The sequence below is a fragment of the Enterococcus sp. JNUCC 77 genome, assembly GCF_054819945.1.
On record NZ_JBTHIG010000001.1, the window covers coordinates 500,309 to 520,949 of the forward strand.

Annotated in this window: 19 protein-coding genes; 17 read left to right on the forward strand and 2 right to left on the reverse strand. The window is 37.2% G+C overall.

Annotation, left to right across the window (positions count from 1 at the left end; translation table 11 throughout):
* Nucleotides 1-5 precede the first annotated feature (5 nt).
* The 4 genes from ACVWNY_RS02595 to ACVWNY_RS02610 all read left to right on the forward strand — a co-directional run bounded on the left by ACVWNY_RS02595 (nt 6) and on the right by ACVWNY_RS02610 (nt 3,809).
* Nucleotides 6-1,709, forward strand: coding sequence for a hypothetical protein (locus tag ACVWNY_RS02595; RefSeq protein ID WP_454071609.1), 1,704 nt, complete (start codon nt 6-8; stop codon nt 1,707-1,709).
* A 185-nt stretch (nt 1,710-1,894) separates the two neighbouring features.
* Nucleotides 1,895-2,659, forward strand: coding sequence for a formate/nitrite transporter family protein (locus ACVWNY_RS02600; RefSeq protein ID WP_454071610.1), 765 nt, complete (start codon nt 1,895-1,897; stop codon nt 2,657-2,659).
* 86 nt (nt 2,660-2,745) lie between these two features.
* Nucleotides 2,746-3,363, forward strand: coding sequence for a hypothetical protein (locus ACVWNY_RS02605; protein ID WP_454071611.1), 618 nt, complete (start codon nt 2,746-2,748; stop codon nt 3,361-3,363).
* A 71-nt stretch (nt 3,364-3,434) separates the two neighbouring features.
* A complete protein-coding gene (locus ACVWNY_RS02610; RefSeq protein WP_454071612.1) occupies nt 3,435-3,809 on the forward strand; it encodes a hypothetical protein in 375 nt (124 codons plus the stop codon).
* Between the two features lie 49 nt (nt 3,810-3,858).
* Here ACVWNY_RS02610 and ACVWNY_RS02615 read toward each other — a convergent pair whose 3' ends face one another.
* Nucleotides 3,859-4,761, reverse strand: coding sequence for a LysR family transcriptional regulator (locus ACVWNY_RS02615; RefSeq protein ID WP_218324281.1), 903 nt, complete (start codon nt 4,759-4,761; stop codon nt 3,859-3,861).
* Nucleotides 4,762-5,037: 276 nt separating this feature from the next.
* Here ACVWNY_RS02615 and ACVWNY_RS02620 point away from each other — a divergent pair, with 276 nt between their 5' ends.
* From ACVWNY_RS02620 to ACVWNY_RS02650, 7 genes are all read left to right on the forward strand, one after another.
* Nucleotides 5,038-5,889 carry a sugar phosphate isomerase/epimerase family protein gene (locus ACVWNY_RS02620; protein WP_218324282.1) on the forward strand — a complete coding sequence of 284 codons (852 nt, stop codon included), beginning with the start codon at nt 5,038-5,040 and terminating at the stop codon, nt 5,887-5,889.
* 86 nt (nt 5,890-5,975) lie between these two features.
* The gene (locus ACVWNY_RS02625) at nt 5,976-6,827 is read left to right on the forward strand and encodes a shikimate dehydrogenase (RefSeq protein ID WP_218324283.1); all 852 of its coding nucleotides are present in this window, start codon (nt 5,976-5,978) and stop codon (nt 6,825-6,827) included.
* Between the two features lie 65 nt (nt 6,828-6,892).
* On the forward strand, nt 6,893-8,179 hold the full coding sequence (locus ACVWNY_RS02630; protein ID WP_218324284.1) for an MFS transporter: 1,287 nt from the start codon (nt 6,893-6,895) through the stop codon (nt 8,177-8,179).
* A 115-nt stretch (nt 8,180-8,294) separates the two neighbouring features.
* Nucleotides 8,295-9,623, forward strand: a complete 1,329-nt coding sequence (locus ACVWNY_RS02635) for a citrate transporter (protein WP_218324285.1) — start codon at nt 8,295-8,297, stop codon at nt 9,621-9,623.
* A gap of 246 nt (nt 9,624-9,869) precedes the next feature.
* Complete coding sequence (locus ACVWNY_RS02640) at nt 9,870-11,990, forward strand: hydantoinase/oxoprolinase family protein (RefSeq protein ID WP_218324286.1); 2,121 nt, start codon at nt 9,870-9,872, stop codon at nt 11,988-11,990.
* Between the two features lie 8 nt (nt 11,991-11,998).
* The gene (locus ACVWNY_RS02645) at nt 11,999-12,637 is read left to right on the forward strand and encodes a hypothetical protein (protein ID WP_218324287.1); all 639 of its coding nucleotides are present in this window, start codon (nt 11,999-12,001) and stop codon (nt 12,635-12,637) included.
* Between the two features lie 108 nt (nt 12,638-12,745).
* Nucleotides 12,746-13,582 (forward strand): SDR family NAD(P)-dependent oxidoreductase, encoded by an 837-nt coding sequence (locus ACVWNY_RS02650; RefSeq protein WP_218324288.1) that lies wholly within the window; start codon nt 12,746-12,748, stop codon nt 13,580-13,582.
* A 46-nt stretch (nt 13,583-13,628) separates the two neighbouring features.
* On the opposite strand, the gene ACVWNY_RS02655 is transcribed toward ACVWNY_RS02650, so the two are convergent.
* On the reverse strand, nt 13,629-15,536 hold the full coding sequence (locus tag ACVWNY_RS02655; protein WP_218324289.1) for a M13 family metallopeptidase: 1,908 nt from the start codon (nt 15,534-15,536) through the stop codon (nt 13,629-13,631).
* A 91-nt stretch (nt 15,537-15,627) separates the two neighbouring features.
* On the opposite strand from ACVWNY_RS02655, the gene ACVWNY_RS02660 reads away from it, so the two are divergent.
* From ACVWNY_RS02660 to ACVWNY_RS02685, 6 genes are all read left to right on the forward strand, one after another.
* Nucleotides 15,628-16,176: a hypothetical protein gene (locus tag ACVWNY_RS02660; protein ID WP_218324290.1), complete on the forward strand. Its 549-nt coding sequence runs from the start codon at nt 15,628-15,630 to the stop codon at nt 16,174-16,176.
* 52 nt (nt 16,177-16,228) lie between these two features.
* A complete protein-coding gene (locus tag ACVWNY_RS02665; RefSeq protein ID WP_218324291.1) occupies nt 16,229-17,203 on the forward strand; it encodes a ribose-phosphate diphosphokinase in 975 nt (324 codons plus the stop codon).
* A gap of 62 nt (nt 17,204-17,265) precedes the next feature.
* Complete coding sequence (locus ACVWNY_RS02670) at nt 17,266-18,189, forward strand: alpha/beta fold hydrolase (RefSeq protein ID WP_218324292.1); 924 nt, start codon at nt 17,266-17,268, stop codon at nt 18,187-18,189.
* Between the two features lie 78 nt (nt 18,190-18,267).
* Nucleotides 18,268-19,413: a cysteine desulfurase family protein gene (locus ACVWNY_RS02675; protein ID WP_218324293.1), complete on the forward strand. Its 1,146-nt coding sequence runs from the start codon at nt 18,268-18,270 to the stop codon at nt 19,411-19,413.
* 61 nt (nt 19,414-19,474) lie between these two features.
* A complete protein-coding gene (locus ACVWNY_RS02680) occupies nt 19,475-19,822 on the forward strand; it encodes a DUF1831 domain-containing protein (RefSeq protein ID WP_218324294.1) in 348 nt (115 codons plus the stop codon).
* 153 nt (nt 19,823-19,975) lie between these two features.
* Nucleotides 19,976-20,629, forward strand: a complete 654-nt coding sequence (locus ACVWNY_RS02685; RefSeq protein WP_218324295.1) for a hypothetical protein — start codon at nt 19,976-19,978, stop codon at nt 20,627-20,629.
* The last annotated feature ends 12 nt before the right edge of the window (nt 20,630-20,641 follow it).

Below are 20,641 nucleotides of genomic sequence, written 5' to 3' on the forward strand. Positions count from 1 at the left end.
ATAAAATGACGTTCAAAAAAACCATCAGCTTACTAGGATTATTTCTAGTTATCAGCTTTATTTATACATTACCGATGTTAAGATTAACTTCGCCACATTTTCAATTGTTACAAGGAGATGATCTTGCCTTTCATTTCATGCGCACATTTAGTATGACTGATCAATTAAAGGAAATGGGTTATCCGACTGGAGTAGGGAATTTTTCACCTTTTCAATATGCCTATGGGGTAAATTTATTTTATCCATATGAAACGACGGTATTGCCATTGGCGCTTTTAACCATGGTGGTAGGAAATATTTTTAAAGGCTATTATTTATATGTATTGCTCTTAACTTTTCTGACTTTACTCAGTGCTTATTATGGGATGCGCTATTTCTTAAAACTACAGCTTTTGCCATTATCAGATAAAGGGATGAAAATAGCGCCATTTATTTTTGCGGTTGTCTATAGTTTTTCTCAGTATCGCCTAGTGAATATTTTTATGCGGACGGCTCTTGGTGAAGGTGCGGCTTTTGTCTTCTTACCATTAATTATGGCAGGATTTTTCAGTCTCTTTTTTGATCAAGGTAAGAAGAAAAGCTGGCTGATTTTTGGAATGGCAGGCTTAATTTATACTCACTTTGTTAGTTCATTGTTAGTAGTTTTATTTTTAGTGATTTGTTTATTGTTACTCATTCCGAAATGGTCAGTGACTGTCTGGAAACAATTAATTTTCAGTGGCGCGATGGCGGCTTTACTCAGTGCTTTTTGTTTGGTTCCGATGCTTGAACAGATGCAGCATCTGGATATTACCGGTGCTTATCAAGCCAGTTTAGTTGAAGGCGCCCAGATGACTGGTTCCTTGGCGTATCTCTTTTCATTCGTATCACCGGAAAAATATAGTTATTATACAGTCGGTATTTTTATATTGATTCCTTACTTAGGTAGTTTGTTGCTTTTCTTTTTACCAGGTAAGAAAAATCTTTTCCGCAATAAGTTTGGCTTTTTGCTACTGATTATGACTGGCTTGCTGATTTTTATGACGACCAATGTATTTCCCTGGGATTACTTGGAAGATAGCTTCATTCAGATTATCCAGTTTCCATTTCGTTTAAATTTATTGGCGACTTTACTAGGAGCAGTCTGTGGCAGTCTCTTTTTTGCCGAAGTGTTGACGGCCTTTAGTAAACACAGTGGCTTGTTAATTACAGTTAGTTTGCTATTATATTTAGCTACGCCGCTGCTGGTTTCTCAATATTTAACCAGTCAAAAGATTATGGAAAAATACACGACAGCGACTGATTTGCAAAAAGATGGCTATTATAATGAAGTCAGTCTCAGTATGTTTGATTATTTGCCAAAAATTGCTGATCCATATGAATATTTGAATAAACAAGGGAAAATCAATCAAGAGAAAACAACCATCGACTACACCATGACAGGGAATCGGGCCAAAGTAAATACTGAGAAGATTGTCGCAAATAGCACTGTAGAGCTGCCAATAGCTGGCTACAAAGGCGTGACGGTAAAAGATTCTGATGGAAAAGACTTGTCCTTTAAAGTAGCTAAAAATGGCAAAATAAGACTAACTAAGTTTCCTAAAGATAATTTTGTCACAGTGATCTATCAAGCGACTTTACTATACAAAGTCTCATTCTTTGTCTCGGCAGCAACCCTTATTTTCTTACCAATCATATTAAAATTCAGAAACACTAGAGGATCAAAATAAATCCTCTAGTGCTTTTTTTATTAGAATTTAAGATACCAAAATAGCTATCCCAATCAAATAACTCTAAAATTTAAGCGGATTATTATTTTTTAGCGAAATTTTTCACGAAAACACCTTTTTATCTTAGGGAAAATTGTGTAAAATAACTTGAAATGTGAAAAAATGATCATAGAGGATGTGGAAAAATGTATTCACCGCAAGAAACAGCGGACATTTGTGCGACTAAAGGTTTGGAAAAAACACAGAAAAATTTGCTTGCGAAAATGATTCTAGGCTTTATCGGTGGGGCAATGATTTCGTTGAGCTATGTGGCTTATATGAAAATTGTTGCCCAAACACCTGAAACACTGGTCTTTCTAGGAAACTTATTAGGTGCGTCGGTTTTCCCTATTGGTTTAATCGTCATTTTATTAGCCGGTGGCGAATTAGTTACCGGGAACATGGTGGCTGTCTCAAGCGCATGGATTAATAAAAAAATCAAAGCCGTAGATGTTTTGAATAATTGGGCAATTATTACTTTTGCGAATTTTTTAGGGGCCATATTTGTAGCTTATTTCTTTGGACATATCGTAGGCTTAACAAGCAGTGGTGATTTTCTCCATGAATTAACTTCTGTCGCAGATGCAAAAGTTGCGGCGACGCCTTTACAAGCTTTTATATCAGGGATTGGCTGTAACTGGTTTGTCGGTCTAGGTGTTTGGCTGTCTTATGCTGGAAAAGATGGCACATCAAAAATATTGGGTATTTGGTTTCCGATCATGATCTTTGTTTTACTAGGTTTTCAGCATAGTGTTGCGAATATGTTTGTCTTGTCGAATGCCATTATTGAAGGGCATATCGGGATTGGTGCTTTCTTCTACAATATCATCCCGGTTTATTTAGGTAATGTGGTTGGTGGCGTTTGTTTTGTCTCACTAGCTTACTATTTATCTTATCAAAAAGGACATTAATAAAAAGCTCCTCCTCAATATCTGGGGAGGAGCTTTTTTTGACTAAATCATTTACTTATTTATAATAAGTAATAGGAGGTGTCCCGATGGATACACAAGAAAAATTTGAAATGATCTTAAGTAATTTAGCCAATACTTTTTTAACTAATGCTTTAGAAACACCCCAAAGAATTTTACCGGTTGCTGAAAAAATTGCGAAAGAAGCACAAGAAATCGTCTTGAATGATGTTGATAGTGAAGCCATCACTTTTATGGCCAAAAAATTATTACAAATGATGGACCGCTCTTTGTTTTTGGTGGATACCTTTGCTAAAGGTATCGCAAAAAATGATTACAGTGCTTTAAGCGAAGAAAATCTGATTGCGCAACTAGATCAAGTCGTAGGACAATCAGAAAACGAAGACAGGTTAGTAGACTTGTTAACTGAATCGATTAGTAGCAACCATGCCAAAGGAATTAGCTTGGAAAAAATTTATTACGAAAACTATTTAGTAGAATATGTTGCCAGTCTGATGGAGATTTCTGCTATTCAACAGTTGGCAGAGAAAAAAGAATTATTAACAGAGCTAAAGCCAGTGATTGAAAATCCTGAAAACGAATTTCCTTATGATGTTTTCCATCATATAACTGGTAATTTCAAAAAAGATTTTGCAAGCAAGTATTATCCTTATGAAACGGTTGTTCAAATTATGGAAACAGAATAAGTTGAGTCTTATCACTTTGCATTTTAATAAATTAGCTGCAAAGTGACAAAAAAAATAAAGAAGATGATTTTATGTTAGATGTACGCGGTTCGTTAGAAAATTTAGCTTGGAATACAGAACATCACTTTTTGCATATTAAAGCAGGACATCCTTTTATTCGAATTTGGGCAGTTCAGTTTGAACTAGGTTATAGTGATTTTCGTACGATTCAAATGGCTCTACACTTAGCTGAAAAAATGGATTTATTGAAACGTTTCGCAACAGCATATAACGAAGTTTACAATTACGAGTACGCCTTTGTTAAAGGTGACATCGAAGGCTTCAACGAAACTTATGGAGATAAAATTGATGATTATATGACGGCTCACAAAGAATTGTTAGCTATCATCGAAGAAATCAAAACCTTTCAACCAGCAATTGATCCAACAGAAAAAAATCTAATTTAGATCAAAAAAAACCTCTTAGGACGCTTTTTGTGTCCTAAGAGGTTTTTTGTTAATAGACAATCTCATCAGGTGAGGAATGTGCCAAGACAAACTCTTTAAAATTTATGACGGCAGGGGTTAAATAAGCTTCTTTGTTAGTCACTAAGTAAAAACTGCGGGAGCGGGTAATATTTTTTAAATGGATAGTCTTCAAAGGTAAATGCTTCAGAATATACATATTTGGTACTACTGCAATGCCAAATCCTTGGCTGACTAAGCCGGCAATCACTTGATCAACAGTGACCTCATAGCCGATTTTGTAAGTGCTATTATTTTTTTGAAATAATTCATCAACAATATCCCGCAAACCGCTATTTTTACTAAAGACAATTTGTTCAAAAGGCTGCGTCTGCTCTAAGTAAATTTCATCAAATTTAGCCAGTGGATGATCTAGTGGGGCAATCACGACCAATTCTTGGCTAGCAACTGGTAGAAATTCAATCGATGGCTCGTTTGGGATATACGAACAGATGCCGATATCATATTTCATATTACGGACGCCTTCCACGATCCGCTTAGAAACACCGTCTGATGTATGAAAATCAAATTGAATTTGCTGATTTTGATTGGCTGCTAAAAAAAGTCTGGTTAAATTAGGTACATAAGTTGTCCCCAATACTGGTAAAAAGGCAAAACTAATAAAGCCGCTACCACGACTGATTTTTTCAACTGTTTCAATCCCAGTATCTAAGGTCTGCAAAGTTTTTTTGACATAATCATGAAAAATCATTCCTGGTTTTGTTAAAACAACGTTGCGTCCTTTTTTTTCAAATAACGTAATACCTAACTCACTTTCCAGTGAAGAGATGGCATTACTCAAGCTGGGTTGGGTGACATTTAAGATTTTACTAGAGCGGGTATAATGTTGTTCGTTTGCTAAAACGTCAAAGTATTTTAAATGTTGTAAATTCATTATGAAGCTCCTAATAGTCATTTTTATCATTATAACAAAAATCTATATCTTTTACCTATAGATTTTTTGGGTAAAACCAATTAGAAATTTAAAACCTCAGCGGTTAAAATGAAACCAAGAAATGATTGTGAAAAAAGTTACAATTATTTAAAGCATGAGGGAAAAAAATTTTTTGAAAAATATTTCCACTCCCGCTGATTTTTTTACTTTCTTTTGTGAATCAAGTAACTTTATTAAAAATTGACAGATAGTCGTAAAATTTAGGAGGAAATCAACATGACAAAAGTACCATTAACTATCAGCTCTTACACATTAGGCGTGGATATCGATTTTGAAGAACGGGTAAAAACAGCTAAAGCAGCTGGTTTTGACGGTATTGGTTTACGTGCCGAAACTTATATGTTGGCAGTGAAACAAGGTTATTCTGATGATAGAATGTTAGAAATCTTAGCTGAAAACGATATGAAAGTAACAGAAGTAGAATATATTACTTTATGGTGCGACCCAAATAAAACAGTTGAAACACCAGAAACGTTGTTACAACAATTTAAAGAACAAACTGTTTATCATATGGCTCGTTTATTCGGAGTTGGTCATATCAACTGTGGTTTAATGGAACATTATCCTGAAGAAGTTCACGTAAAAGCTTTCCAAGAATTATGTGAACGGGCAAAAGAATTAGTGATTGGTTTAGAATTCATGCCATATTCTGGTGTGCCAGATTTGAAAAGCGCTTGGAACATTGTGAAAAAAGCTGATTGCGACAACGGGATGTTGATTTTAGATACTTGGCATTGGGCAAGAGCTGATACTATGAAAGAAGATTTGAAAGATGTACCAGCTGAAAAAGTTGTTTCTATTCAAATCTGTGACGTATTAGAACGTCGCTACCCAGATACAATCTTACGGGATGAAAGTATGCATGATCGTCTTTGCCCAGGTACTGGTTGGGGCGATACAGTTGGTTTCCTAAAAGCCATCAAGGAACACGGAATCAAACCACGGGTTGTTGGTACTGAAGTTATTTCTGATCCAATCCTAGCTTTAGGTTATCAAAAATCTGCAAACATGAATTACGAAACAAGTATTGATGTGATTAAACAAGCTTGGCCTGAATTATTAGGCTAATTTGTAATCTGATAAACTCATGAAGGTGAGATTATAGTATAATAAGTCTCGCAGATAAAAATTCGTTGAAAAAGGAAGTAAATAAGATGCTAGAAAGTATTTCAGGAAAAACAAAAATGTATGGTTTAGTTGGCAGCCCAGTCGGTCATTCTGGCTCACCTGCAATGTACAATTATGCCTTTGAACAATTAAAAATCGATGCTGTCTACTTGGCCTATGATGTGGATGTAGAGCACGTACCAAACGCAATTGATGCTATTAAAACTTTTGACATGCCAGGCGGAAATGTGACTATGCCTTGTAAAGTTGAAATGTCTAAATACATGGATGAATTATCTCCAGCAGCACAAATGGTTGGTGCCATTAATACTTTCCAAAATAAAGATGGTAAATTAATCGGTCATATCACAGATGGTATGGGTTTTGTGAATAACTTAAAAAACAATGGCGTAGAAGTTGAAGGTAAACATCTTGTCATCATCGGTACTGGTGGCGCGGCTACAGCGATTCAAGTACAAGTAGCAATTGAAGGTGCCGCTTCAGTTTCAATCTTTAACATTAAAGATGATTTCTTTGCAAAAGGCGAAGAAACAGTTGAAAAAGTCAAAGCACAATATCCTGATTTAGATATCGCCATCTATGACTTATTAGATGCTGATTTGTTGAAATCAAAAATTGCCGCTGCTGACATTTTAGTTAATGGTACAACTGTTGGAATGGGTGAAGGCAACACGAAAACACCGATTGCTGATACAAGTGTCTTCCATGAAAACTTAACAGTGGCAGATGCCATCTACAATCCGCCAAAAACACAACTAATCCAAGATGCAGAAGCAGCTGGCTTAAAAACTGTGACTGGTGCTGGCATGTTACTAGAACAAGGAAAAGCAGCCTTTAAGATCTTTACTGGGGAAGAATTACCTGTACGACCAAAATAATCTGATTATTGCCGAGATGGCATGAAAGATGGCCATCTCTGCTACTTTTAAAAAGGAGTAACAACATGAAAGCGAAAAAATATATTGCCTCTTTAATCACGGTGTATTTGTGCTATTTTACACATGGGATGCAAGCATTAATTTTAAGTCAAAATATTCCCTACTTTTCTGAAAAATGGGGTTATGTAGATGCAACAGCCGGAGCTGCAGCAGTTTCATTAGCTATCACAGCAACTGGTTTTGGTAAATTCATCTCTGTTTGGATTGGTGGAGAAATTTCTGATAAAGTTGGTCGTAAAAAAATGGCGATCGGCGGTGCAATTTTATATGTACTATGCTTTAGTGGCTTGCTAATTACCAACAGCATGGTGATTGCCAGTATTTGTGCCTTTATCGCAGGGGTTGCTACATCAGGTTTCTGGGATGCATCATTATATCCAGCAGTTCAAGAAAGCGCACCGAAATATTCAGCTTCAGCACTTTTAGGAATTAAATTATTCGTATCTATTTCAGGTGTCGTTTATCCATTATTGGTAGTTAATTTTGCCGCTAGTGGTCAACCACAATTAAGCATTATCTTGCCGTTAGTAATGTCGGTGGTTTGTTTAATTATGGCGATCGTTTCACCATTCGTGTATGACGATCAGATGAAAGAAAGCAAAAAAGATAAAAATAGTAACGCTAGTAAAGACGTGATTAATAAAGAAATCGCCGAAGCAAAAGCAAAAATGTTAGTAAAACCGAACTTTTTAGTAAACTTCATTACTATGTTTTACGGTTTCGTTTGTATGTTCATCATGTATGGCGCACAACAATATACAAAAGCTTTCGGTTTAAACAATGCTGGCTTATCTGAAACACAAGCCGCTGGTTTAACTTCAATTTACACTTTAGGTTCAATTATTGCGGTAATCTTCTGGGCAGTAGTGATGGGTAAATTAAGATGGAATCCGTTGAAAGTATTATTAATTGATTCAATCTTCACAGCTGTTGCCTTGGCAATCGTATTGGTTTTCCGTTCACCAGCCATCGTTTATGTAAGTATTGCTTGCTTAGGATTCTTTGCTGCAGGTGGTGCCTTACAAGCTGGTTTGAGCTTACGTCAAATGTTTATTCCAGGTCCAAAAGGTCGAAATACTGGGATTTATTATACTTGGATGGGATTGGCTAGTACTTTCTTACCATTCATTGTTGCTTCAATGACTAGCTCAGTTGGTGAAACACAAGCAGTCTACATTATGATGGCACTATTATTGGTATTTGCAATTCTAGCCATTTTGATGATGGGTTACTTAGTAGTGCAACACAAACGAATTTTTGGTTACAGTGCTTTTGATAAGATGCATGATTAATTAAGAATCATGGAGGGAAAACGGTTTAATAATCGTTCCCTCCTTGTTTTTCTATGATTTAATAGTTATGATGAGAAAAGTTTGTTCATAACGAGGTAATTTAGAGGGGGTACCCATGGATATTATTATTGGGATCATTTTAATTCTTTCCTTTGTGGGAATGGTTATCTATTGTATAAAAGGCTACAACTTAATGGTTGGCTTCATTATTATGGCAACGATTTGGACAGTGCTGCCGATTATTGGTAATTTACTAAATCCAAATGCTGCTTTTGCTGGGATGAGTGTCAATGAAATGCTAATTTCTGTCTATCAAACCGGACCAGAACGCTACGGACCTAGTTTAATGAATATATTTCTAGGGGCTTTTTTTGGACGGATTTTATTAGAAACAGGTATTGCTGCAACGATTATTCGAAAAAGTGTCGAACTAGGTGGCGATAATTTAGCGATTATTTTGTTAGTGATCAATTTGATTACCGGATTGATCTTTACTTCGATGACCGGTGGTGGTTCAGTAATTGCCATCGCAATGATTATCTTACCAATCTTATTTTCAATCGGTGTGCCAAAAGTAATTGCCTTCTTCTCATTTTCAGGTTCAGTTGCGGCTGGGATATTTTTAAATCCAATTAATTTTGGTCAGTACCAAGCATTTTTTGGTAATGCAGTTGGCGGCCCTGAGTATACATATAATGATTATTTGCCTTTTGGTTTGCTGGCTTTTGTGATTATGTTAGCAATTGTTTCGATTGCTTCAATGATTTATTTAAAGATGGGGAACTTGACCTATTCTTGGGCAGCTACCAAAAGTGCTGAAGTCAAAGATGCACCAAGTATTTCTTTGATTACACCATTTATTCCGGTGGTTGGTGTGGTGGCTTTTCAACTACCAGTCATCTTGTGTTTTGTGCTAGCTAGTATTTATGGCTTAGCTATCTGTGGACGATTGAATAATGGCTTTAGAGAAGCTTGTCGGACGATATCCTATTTATTTACTGAAGGTGTGAAAGACATGTCTTCATTAGTAGCTTTTTGGATTACTTTAGCGATGTTTAATCAGTCGGCGGCTTTTGCAGCGCCATATTTCCAAACAATTATTGGCGGAATTATTCCAACATCTCCATTGATTTTATGTATTATCTTCGGGATTTTGGCACCATTAACTTGGTTCAAAGGACCGCTGTCGTTAATCGGCTCTGGTGCAGCTTTACTAGCGGTGGTAATTAATACCACTGGCTATCCGACCACATTTTTATATCCGTTGTTTGCGGCAGTCTTAATCGGGATGGCCCATTTTGATATTACGATTTCTTGGAATGCCTGGGGCTTAGGCTTTAATCGGATCAATACAGTTTCTTATATGAAAGTTGCACTGATTCCTGGAACAGTCATTGCCTTAATTTTAGAAATCTGTAACTTTCTGATGAATAATCCACTTTAAGTTGCTTGGAAAAATTAATACCTTAATATGAAAGAGGATGCCAGTTCAACTTAACTAAGTATCAAACTAGTTGAATGGTATACGGTTTGAAAATAGAACTAATTTTTGGAAAAAATTATTACTTTAGTATGAAAGAGGATGCCAGTTCAACTCAACCAAGTATCAAACTAGTTGAATGGTATACGGCTTGAAAATAAAACTAATTTTGGAAAAATTAATACCTTAATATGAAAGAGGAGAAGCTTTATGAGTCGGCGTGTACGAATTGGAATTGATGTGGGAGGCACCCATACAAAAGCCGTCGCAATTGATAATGATAGCCAAGAAATTATTGGGAAATCTTCAGTGAAAACCACTCATGATCATGAGCAAGGTGTGGCTGAAGGGGTCGTCAATTCTTTTTTAAAAGTTTTGGCTGAATACAAGATTGAACCTGAAGAAGTAGTTTTTGTTGCCCACAGTACGACGCAAGCGACTAATGCTCTTTTAGAAGGTGATGTGGCAAAAATTGGGATTATTTCGACTGCGAAAAATGGGGTGGAAGGCTTATTAGCCAAATTCCAAACCAATTTAAAAGATATAGATTTAGGAACGGGAAGAAGCATTCATATCTTATCCCGTTATTTACCTGCGAAACAATTAACTGATGAAGCGATTGGAAAAATGATCGATGAATTGGTGGCAGAAGGCGTCGAAGTAATCGTTGCTAGTTCTGCTTTTGGGGTAGATGATTTAAGTTGTGAAGAGCATATTGCTAAGATTGCTAAAGAAAAGGGTGTTCAAGTTACGCTGGCATCTGAAATGACCAAGCTTTATGGCTTGTCACGCCGCACCCGGACAGCAACTATCAATGCGTCAATTTTGCCTAAAATGTTAGAGACTGCTAATTCTACTGAATCTAGTGTGCGTTCATCTGGCGTTGATGTCCCTTTGATGATTATGCGAGGCGATGGTGGCTTAATGGACGTGGTAGAAATGAAAAAACGCCCTGTTTTAACTATGTTATCAGGACCTGCTGCAAGCGTGATGGGTGCCTTGATGTATTTGCGTACCTCAAATGGGATTTACTTTGAAGTTGGTGGAACATCGACAAATTTAGGTGTCATCAAAAATGGTCGTCCAGTAATCGATTATTCAGAAATTTCTGGTCACAAAACCTATGTTAACTCTTTAGATGTCCGCGTATTAGGAGTCGCTGGCGGATCAATGATTCGGGTCAGTCATTCAGGCGTTAAAGACGTAGGACCTCGAAGTGCCCATATTGCTGGTTTAGAATATGCTGTTTACACTCCTGAGGAAGAAATTGTTGATCCTGAATTAGAATTATTTGCACCAAAAGAAGGCGATCCTGCTGACTATGTAGCAATCAAATTAGCCTCAGGCAAACGAGTAACTATTACCAATTCCTGTGCCGCTAATGTTCTAGGCTATGTTACTGAAGAAGATTTCTCTTTTGGTTATCCAAATTCTGCTAGAAAAGCGATGTTGCCTTTAGCGGAATATTTAAACTTAACAGTTGAAGAAGTGGCGCAACAGATCTTAGATAAAGCAGTAGAAAAGATTGTTCCTGAAATTGAAAACCTAGCAAAAAAATACCATCTTGAAAAAAATCAAATGACCCTAGTTGGAGTTGGCGGCGGTGTCGCATCATTAATCAAATATGCAGCGCAAAAAATGGATCTAAGCTATAAAATTCCGGAAAATGCGGAAGTAATATCCTCGATTGGGGTGGCTTTGGCAGCGGTGCAAGATGTGGTGGAAAGAATTGTTCCTAGTCCAACTAAAGCAGATATTCAGTCGATTAAACAAGAAGTAACCAATAAAGCGATTGAAAGTGGCGCGACTGAAGCCAGTATCGAAGTCCATATCGAAATCGATCCGCAAACACAAAAAATTACCGCTCGCGCTAGTGGCGCGACTGCCGCTCAAGCAGCCGAGTTAGACGGTGCACCAAATGAAGAAGAAGCTTTTGATTTAGCAGTACAAGATTTCCGTTTGCCGAAGGAAGAAGTGAAATTAATCGATAAGACTGATTTCTTCACTATCTTTGGCGCTTCTAATAATAAAGGAAATGGCATTCGCGTAATCGATAAAAAAGGCTTTATCAGAGTACAAAGAGAACACGCCCAAGTGGTCCACACAACGATGTCTAGCTATTTAGAACAAGTCAGCAAATTATGGGACAGCATGGCCAACTATCAAAGTGATATTATTTTACGGCCTGACTATTACTTCTGTGTCGGTCCACGCTTATTAGACTTTTCCAATACAGATTTTCAACAGTTAACAATGCTGATCGATATTGAAATGAGTGAAATCATGGGTGATGAAGAAGTTATCATCATCGCTGCCAACCGATTTATTTAGGAGCTATTATGGAAGTATTTGCATCAACTATCTTAACTTTAGCAAAAGAACCGCGAAATATTTTCGCAGCATATTTGTTGCAACAAGATCATTTGTACAACAAAATACCGCTGGCGCAACGCTCTGAGTTAATTTCTCAGGCAGAGGCTTGTGGTGAAGGAATCGCTGAAAAGTTACGAGGGGAAAAATTAGCTGAATGGTTGACGGACTATCAATTACAGCTGGAAACATTTGAAGATACGACTAAGGTTAGCTTCAATCATGTCTTAGCCGAGTTTCAACAGCCGGATATGATCAGAGTCAATCAAACTTTAATTGATGTAGGAAATGAATTGCTTCAAGCAGAGCCTAATTTGGCTTTCTTAACGGGAAAAGCCAGTTTGACTGAAATTTTACAAGCCCACGAACTTTTTCATTTTCTAGAGGAACAAGATCAGTTATTCACGAAAGAAAAGCACGTGACTTATAAAACCGGACCCTTCAAACGAAAAGCGCGGATACATGCTTTAAGTGAGATTGCTGCTAATCGGTTTGCGGAAGTTTTTTTTCAGTTGGATTATCCGGTTTTACTATTAAATCCGGTGTTGTTATATCCAATCGATGAGGATTATAGCTGGCAATTTATCAGACAAATCCAGCAACTTTGAAACTATTGTCACAAGCTATCGATTAATTGAAAATACCAATTAGTATCATGGGAATAGATAAAGTATAGTGATAGTAATAACAAACTTAAAAGGAGCGTTTTTATTAATATGGAAAATTCATGGTTAAATTTAGCAGGCGACGTCGTTTTAATTACTGGTGCATTAGGTGGAATGGGTCGTAAAATTGCTAATGATTTCGCAGAACAAGGCGCAAACATGGCGTTAGTCGACTTAAATAAAGAAGCCACTGCAGCATATGCAAAAGAATTGGCAAATACTTACAATGTAAAAGCTGAAGGTTATGCATGTAACTCAACAGTTGAAGAACAAGTGGAAGCATTAATTAAAGATGTAAAAGCTGACTTTGGTCGGATTGATGTATTAGTGAATACAGCAGCCATCTTGAAATTTAGTCCATTAGAAGACCTACCATTTGATGAATGGAAACAAGTAATCGATGTCAACTTGAATGGTTACTTCTTAATCTCACAACGAGTGGGTCAAGTCATGATCGAACAACAAGGCGGAAGAATGGTTCATATCTCAACTATTGCCTCAATTTCACCAGAAACTTATTCAGGTGCTTACAGCCCATCTAAAGCTGGCGTAAACATGATGTCGAAACAAATCGCAGCTGAATGGGGACAATATGGTGTCCGCAGTAACTGTATTTTACCTTGTTTTGTTAAAACACCTCTTTCAACTAAATTCTATGAAGATGTTGAAGTAGAAGAAGGTCGTCGTCGGATGGTCGCTTCTCGTCGTATCGGTGATGTACAAGATATTGCAAACAGTGCTTTATTCTTAGCCAGCAAACGTTCTGACTATACAAATGGTCACGAATTACGCGTTGAAGGTGGCTTTGGCATTATGCTAGGTGATTTAGTACCAAAACCAGGCGGACGTCGTCAATACGCAATTGATTCTCGTAAACCAAAAGCATAATTAGATAAAAGGTCTTCGCAAATTGCTGCGAAGACCTTTTTTTTATTTACCAAATACTCACTCGTTTTTCTGGTGCTAAATACATATTGTCTGATTCTGTCACATGGAAAGTATCATAAAATTCAGGGAGATTTTTCACTTGGACGTTGGCTCTTAATTTATTTGGTGCATGAACATCGACAGCCAATAATAATTGACTATATTCTTCTCGAGCTTTCATCCGCCAAATGGTTGCCCAGTTGATAAAGAAGGCAGCTAAATCTACCTCAGCTTCTTTTTTAGTAGCTTCTAAGGCACAACTCAAACCGCCGGCATCGGCAATATTTTCTGAGACAGTTAATTTACCGTTGACTTTGCCACCAGCAATTTCTAAACCATCAAATTGGGCAATCATGTCATCTGCTAATTGTTGGAAATGGGTCGTGTCATCTTCAGTCCACCAGTTATTCATATTGCCGTATTCATCAAATAGTGCGCCATTGTTATCAAAGGCATGAGAAATTTCATGAGCAATCACGGCTCCGATACCACCAAAGTTTTGACTGGCAGATTGTTCTAGGCTGTAAAAAGGCGCCTGTAAGATCGCCGCTGGAAAAACAATGATATTTCTAAAAGGATGGTAATACGCATTCACTGTTGAAGCGCTCATTTCCCATTCGTCGCGATCGACTGGTTGATTCCATTTGCTGAAATTATCAAGCCGAACTAGTTTTGCAAAATGGAGGGCATTGGTTAATAAAGTACCGCCATCTTCTGCTGTTGTGACGCGAAATTGTTGATAAATTTCCGGAATACTATCAGGATAACCCACATGCACACCGAGGGTACTTAGTTTTAAGATGGCTTTTTCTTTAGTTGCTGGACTTAACCAAGCATTGTTGTTTAAACGGTCTTGATAGACACCAATCATGGTGGTCACCATTTTTTTGACATCTGCTTTGGCTGTGGCACCAAAATATTTTTCACCGTAATAATTACCAACGACTTGATCAAAACGACCGGAAGCTAAATAGTAAGCGGCTTTTTCTTGTGGGCGGGCTTCTTCAGCACCGGATAAAGCACGATTGTAGCTGCCACCGATTTGACGAAATTCTTCACTTAAATAGCCAGTTAAAGCATTTAAAGTCATGACTAGCATCCAGCTTTTTAATTTTTCAAAAGTTTCTTCGTTGACTATTTGATCTAGTGCCTCAAAATACTCTGGTTCAGTCACGATGATTTTTTCAGGTAGTTGACCGATCAGACCAGTTACTAATTTTTCTAAGTCAAAGTGATGAGAGTGTTTGACAAACTCAGTTCCTGTTTGCGGATTGTACATTTTACTATAGTCGGCATTTTCTTCCGAGCTTTTCAAATGAGGTGCCAACGCTTTATCAAAAGCAATGGCTTGATCGGTTATTTTCTCAGCTGTTTCTGAATCGTAGCCGGCTAATGCAAATAACTGTAAAGTCATTTCTTTAAACATTTGCAACAGTTGTTCAGCTTGAGGATGATCTTTTTCGTAATACGTTTTATCTGGTAGAATGGTACCGGTAGTTGCTGCAAACAAAGCATTGATTTGCGTATTTTTCATATCGGCATCGATTTCTAAGCCAAAGGGTAAAGGCATCCCATCTAGTACCCAAGAATCAATCTGTTTATTTAAATCAGAGAAGTTGCGTAAGTCTGTTACTCTTTTTAGTAATGGCAAAAGAGGGGTTGCTCCGTCGGCATCTCTTTTTGCAAAGTCCTTTGTTAATTGGTAATAAGCCAGATATTCTTTTAGCAAGTCATCTTGAACTGATTCTGGCTTTTCAACCATTTCTTTCGTGTCATTGATTAATAAATCATCGATTTGATCGACTAAATCAATAAAGCCGCCAGTCGCTGGTTTGTCGGCAGGGATTTCAGCGGTTTCTAACCATTCACCATTTACTGCTTGATATAAATCATCTTTTAATAAATTTTTATCCATTTTATCTGCCCCTTTCTCCTATATTATGATATATATTATGTAAATACACCATACAAAAGACTTTATCCGTTTCAGTTAAGGAGGAATTTATTTGTATCCTAAAAATCAATGGATTGAGCTTAACGCTTTTTCTTTTTATAAAAACTGGCAGACACCTAGTGGCTTCTTATGCGGAACCTATGCCAGCAGTGTTTTATTGGCTTATTATCAGGATGTTTTGGCAAAACCAACGATTCCAGTGACGACTCGTCAACCTTTTGAAAATCAGAAAAAATTGATTGATATCTTGCAACCAATTTTGCAGCCAATCGATTTGCCGACAGTACCGCTTCAAATTAGCTTTGGTTTAAATTGGTATTTTCATAAATATCAGCTACCTTTTCGAGCACGATCTACAAGCATTGGTTCTTGGCAACGGGTAACAAAACGGATTTTGGCGGGGGAACCGGTGATGATCGGTTTAGCGAAATATTTCGGTTCAACCTATGGCAATCATTGGGTAGTGGTGCATGGTTTTTACGAAAGTAATGACGGTCAGCGCTATTACAAAATCCACGACAACTGGGGTGCGACTGAAAAAATTATTCCTGCCCGCTGGGGAAATGGGACAATTTCATTACAAGAAATAAAAACTAAATGAAAATCCTAAAATATATGATAAACTGGTGGTAACAAATTAATGGAGGGACAGCATGTCTAACGAATCTATTGAGAATAAGTTTAAAATTTTCAGTCTAAATGGCAATGTACCATTGGCTGAAAAGATTGCAGAAGTATGTGGCGTGAGTTTGGGGAAATCGACAGTTAAGCACTTCAGCGATGGTGAAATCGCGATCAACATTGAAGAAACTGTCCGTGGTTATGACGTTTACTTGGTTCAATCAACCAATGATCCAGTCAACGATAACTACATGGAACTATTAATTATGATTGATGCCATGAAACGAGCGAGTGCGAAAACGGTCAATGTAGTGTTACCTTATTATGGTTATGCAAGACAAGATCGTACGGCTAAGCCCCATGAACCAATCACGGCAAAATTAATTGCCAATTTATTAACGGATGCGGGTGCCAACCGGATACTAACGTTAGACTTACACACAGTGCAAGTACAAGGATTTTTTGATATTCCAGTGGATAATTTATTTACTATGCCGCTCTTTGCTCATTATTATCGTAAACGTGGCATGGTGGGAGAAGATTATGTGGTGGTTTCACCGAAAAATAGTGGTGTGACTCGTGCCCGATCATTGGCAGAATATTTGGATACCACGATTGCTATTGTTGATGAAGAAGAAGCCGACAATCCCGAAACAGGCTATGTGATTGGTGATGTTAAAGGAAAAACTTGTATCATGGTAGACGATATTTTAAATACCGGTATCGTTTTTGTAGAAGCTTCTAAAACATTAATGAAAGAAGGCGCTAAAGAAGTAGTCGCCTGCGCTTCTCATGGATTATTGTCAACACCTGCAAAAGAATTGTTAGATCAAACTGAAATCAAAGATATTTGTGTGACTGATTCAGTCTCAGTCCCAGAAGAACGTCATCCTGATAAACTTTCTATCATCAGCTGTGGTGAATTGTTAGGTTTAGGGGTCAAACGTATTTATAATAATCAAAGTGTGAGTCCATTGTTCACGATGGAACCGAAGAATTACGAATAAGAATGTCGAAATGAGGTCTAATTGCAGACCTCATTTTTTATTAATTGATTGGCAGGTGTTTTATGGCAATTATTATTGAAGAAATGATTGAATTAAATGGACAACCTCAGTTTGTTTCCATCAGAGGAAAACAGCCAGATTTACCACTATTACTCTATCTTCATGGTGGGCCTGGGGATGCGGCTTTTCCTTTGATGAGAAAGTATAATCAGCAATTAGAAAAGCATTTTATTGTGGTGAATTGGGAGCAAAGAGGGGCGGGTAAATCCTACTATCCTTTTGATGACCAGCTGCCTGATATGGCGACTTTTGAAGCCGATTTATTGGCTTTGGTAAAAATTCTGTTAACCACATTTAAACGAAAAAAACTTTATTTAGTAGGACATTCGTGGGGCAGTGTCTTAGGTCTGAAATTTATCCAGCAACATCCTGAATTAATTGAAAAATATTTTGGTATTGGTCAAGTAGTGAATATGCAGGGAAATTTTCAGCGGCAGTGTCAATTTGTTTTGACCGAAAGCCAAGCACGCCAAGAAAAGAAAACAACTACCCAACTTCTGCAAGTCAATCAAGCGTTAAATGACGAAAATTGGTTGAAAGATTTATTGTTTGTTACGAAAAAAGTTGTGAAGTATCGCCGGTCTCTGTATGGAAAATCTAATTATAATCAACTGGTGAAAGACTTTATTTTCTCTCGCGAATATTCTTTGAAGGATTTATTGAATCGGGAAAAAGGCTCTTTACAAGCGATTCAAACCTTATGGCTAGAATTGATGACAGTTGATTTTTCTGAAGTCACGCACTTTGAAGTGCCAGTAGTATTTTTTATGGGACGTCACGATCAACATGTCTCGGCAGACTTATTGGCCCGCTATTACCAAAGAATCTCATCAGCTAAAGAGATTGAATGGTTTGAAGTTTCCAGCCATTTTCCCCAATGGGAGGAAGCCGAGAAATTTAATCAGCTATTACCACGCTATATTTAAGGCTGTCATAATTTTTGGCAGTCTATTTTCTTGTGTGTTAGAATAAAACGACTTACATAGCAGAAAGGTTCGATTTTTTTGGAAAAGATTTATTTAGATCATGCAGCGACTAGCCCAATGAATCCACAAGTCATCGCAGAAATGACTGACGTAATGAGTAATATTTATGGTAATCCTTCTAGTATTCACGGAATTGGTCGTGAAGCTGCTGAGAAACTAATGGCTGCGCGAGATATTGTAGCTAAAAGTTTGGCGGTGAAACCTCATGAAATTATTTTTAATAGTGGTGGTACCGAAGGAGATAATACGGCAATTTTAGGTGTGGCTTTTTCTCGAGCTGAGTTAGGTAAACACATTATCACAACTGCGATTGAGCACCCAGCTGTCATGAATACTATGAAGTATTTAGAAGACAATGGTTTTGAAGTTACTTATTTAGGTGTGGATAAAAAAGGCCGTATCTCTTTGGATGAATTTCAAGCTGCGTTGCGAGAGGATACGATTTTAGTTTCTGTCATGTATGGCAATAATGAAATTGGTAATCTGATGCCAATAAAAGAAATTGGCGAAATATTAGCGGATCATCCAGCTTATTTCCACAGTGACGCAGTTCAAGCTTATGGGATCGAAACCATTCGTCCTCATGAATTAGGGATCGATTTATTAAATATTTCAGCCCATAAAATTAACGGACCAAAAGGCGTGGGCTTTTTATTTAAAAATGATGCCATCAAATTGCCAGCTTTACTACGAGGTGGCGAACAAGAAGAAAAGCGTCGGGCTGGAACAGAAAATATCGCCGGCATTGCTGGTTTAGCCAAAGCAGTGGAAATTTTGACGCCAGCAGAACGCGAGAAACGGACAGAAATGTACCAAAGCTTTAGCCAAATGATTTTATCTGCCTTAGATGTTGCTGAAATTCCTTACGCGATTAATGGCGATCTTGATCATAAATTACCGCAAATCTTGAATCTACGTTTTAAGGGTGTAGTTAATGATTTACTGTTGATGAAACTAGACTTAAAAGGTGTCGCTGTTTCCACTGGTTCTGCTTGTACAGCTGGAACCGTTGATCCTTCTCACGTACTAGAAGCAATCTATGGCAAAAATGCACCTGAAATCAAAGAATCGGTTCGTTTTAGTTTTGGTCAAGGAAATACAGAAGCGCAAATGAGCGATTTAACCAAAATTTTGGTGACTAGTTTGCAAGAGCTGGCAAAGTAGATTGAAATGCCAGATAAACATCTCTATAATAAGAATGAAAGAATATAAATGAGGTGAAATGATGGGATACAGTCAAATGGATACTGTTGAAGGCGCAAAATTTGAATATAAGTTGGCTCCCGAAGCCAAACGCTATACTTTGCGAGACAATGGATTTAAAGAAACCAAAGCTGGCAATTTTCAATTGGTTATGCCGCTGAATGCAACACCCCAAAGTAAAGAAGGATTCAAATTAAAAATCACAGTCGACAAAGAATTGAACGGCTTTAAAATGTCAGTGACGACTGCCAACGGTTTAAAAACCTTCAATATTTTTAAAGATGAAAAAAATCAATTGGTGCAAGAGAAATTTTATTTTTTAATGGATGGCATGATTGATCGGGGTTTATTTACTAAAAGTGAAAAATAAGAGAAATAAATTTTATTCTTACGGGGATAAAATTTATTTCTTTTTGTTTATCAGAAGGCAAGGCAAGATAAATATGGTACACTCTTAATAACAAAATCGTTTTCAAGTTGTTATTTAGATACGTACTTTTGTATCTTAGGAGAAGGTGAGAATTTGGTACATAAGATTAAGACAGTCCCCCATCATAAAATTATTTCTGAATATCGCCTGTTAACAGGCTTGAGTATTTCAATAGAAGATTGTGCCAGCTTAGCAAAACAACTGCAAAGCTATGGCGTGGATGATTATCGAGTTGGAAAATATCAAGGAAATAGTTATTTAACTCGTTACCTAGATTATTTCGTTGATTTTTTACCGATGTGGCAATATAAGAAGAAATATTTGATTCCTTTGTTATTTAGGTGTACAAAAGACACAGAGAAAATGTTTGATAACCCAAATCGTTGGCCAGCTTTTTTTGTTTTATTGGATTGGTATTTAACTTTTCATCCTCAAAAAGTATTAATTCACCATGGAACAAGCGATGAAAAGCAGCCGATTGTTGATACAGCATTTGTTATCTTTAGATTGTCTGAGATTTGGGATGGGATGGCTTTTCCGATTGGTAATTTAAACACATTAGCGGAATTTGAAGAATGGAATAAAAAAAGTCACGTGTTAGACACTGGTAGCGGCTTTCAACGAACTTCAGACTTTGATGAACATAATATCGAGGATTTATCGCAGGTAGCGGTCTTGATTGAAATTGTGAAGTTAAAATACCAAGATAAATTAAAAAAACAAGGGTATAACTTACCTAAGTCATAAAATGTAGGTGAG

Bases quoted from the DNA above. Each gene is read 5' to 3' on its own strand.
- ACVWNY_RS02595 (WP_454071609.1), top strand. From the start codon at position 6: ATGACGTTCAAAAAAACCATCAGCTTACTAGGATTATTTCTAGTTATC.
- ACVWNY_RS02600 (WP_454071610.1), top strand. From the start codon at position 1,895: ATGTATTCACCGCAAGAAACAGCGGACATTTGTGCGACTAAAGGTTTG.
- ACVWNY_RS02605 (WP_454071611.1), top strand. From the start codon at position 2,746: ATGGATACACAAGAAAAATTTGAAATGATCTTAAGTAATTTAGCCAAT.
- ACVWNY_RS02610 (WP_454071612.1), top strand. From the start codon at position 3,435: ATGTTAGATGTACGCGGTTCGTTAGAAAATTTAGCTTGGAATACAGAA.
- ACVWNY_RS02615 (WP_218324281.1), bottom strand. From the start codon at position 4,761: ATGAATTTACAACATTTAAAATACTTTGACGTTTTAGCAAACGAACAA.
- ACVWNY_RS02620 (WP_218324282.1), top strand. From the start codon at position 5,038: ATGACAAAAGTACCATTAACTATCAGCTCTTACACATTAGGCGTGGAT.
- ACVWNY_RS02625 (WP_218324283.1), top strand. From the start codon at position 5,976: ATGCTAGAAAGTATTTCAGGAAAAACAAAAATGTATGGTTTAGTTGGC.
- ACVWNY_RS02630 (WP_218324284.1), top strand. From the start codon at position 6,893: ATGAAAGCGAAAAAATATATTGCCTCTTTAATCACGGTGTATTTGTGC.
- ACVWNY_RS02635 (WP_218324285.1), top strand. From the start codon at position 8,295: ATGGATATTATTATTGGGATCATTTTAATTCTTTCCTTTGTGGGAATG.
- ACVWNY_RS02640 (WP_218324286.1), top strand. From the start codon at position 9,870: ATGAGTCGGCGTGTACGAATTGGAATTGATGTGGGAGGCACCCATACA.
- ACVWNY_RS02645 (WP_218324287.1), top strand. From the start codon at position 11,999: ATGGAAGTATTTGCATCAACTATCTTAACTTTAGCAAAAGAACCGCGA.
- ACVWNY_RS02650 (WP_218324288.1), top strand. From the start codon at position 12,746: ATGGAAAATTCATGGTTAAATTTAGCAGGCGACGTCGTTTTAATTACT.
- ACVWNY_RS02655 (WP_218324289.1), bottom strand. From the start codon at position 15,536: ATGGATAAAAATTTATTAAAAGATGATTTATATCAAGCAGTAAATGGT.
- ACVWNY_RS02665 (WP_218324291.1), top strand. From the start codon at position 16,229: ATGTCTAACGAATCTATTGAGAATAAGTTTAAAATTTTCAGTCTAAAT.
- ACVWNY_RS02670 (WP_218324292.1), top strand. From the start codon at position 17,266: ATGGCAATTATTATTGAAGAAATGATTGAATTAAATGGACAACCTCAG.
- ACVWNY_RS02680 (WP_218324294.1), top strand. From the start codon at position 19,475: ATGGGATACAGTCAAATGGATACTGTTGAAGGCGCAAAATTTGAATAT.